Annotated in this window: 1 pseudogene; it reads right to left on the reverse strand. The window is 63.2% G+C overall.

Annotated features, from left to right (window positions below):
• Positions 1–258, reverse strand: a pseudogene (locus tag IPZ49_RS22965) (transporter substrate-binding domain-containing protein); the annotation flags it as partial.

Consider the following 258-nt stretch of genomic DNA (forward strand, 5'->3'; position numbering starts at 1 on the left):
CCTCATCGTCTTTACGCAAACCTATCGCCGCCCCGGCGCCAAACAGCGTATCGTCCTGCAGATGGCCGCCGACAAAGGCGAATTCTTTACCCTGCGGCTGCTGCAGGAAGCTGTAGTCGGCCATCATCCCGGAGAGCACCGCGCCGTCGATGCGCCCCGACTCCAGGTCACGCACCACGCTATCGGCCCCCTGGTAGGCCACAATGTTTATCCCCTGCGGCCGCCAGTGCTGGTTAACATACGTCTCCTGCGCCGAGC

Source organism: Enterobacter cloacae complex sp. S2 (genome assembly GCF_015159675.1).
Lineage (GTDB): Bacteria > Pseudomonadota > Gammaproteobacteria > Enterobacterales > Enterobacteriaceae > Enterobacter > Enterobacter intestinihominis.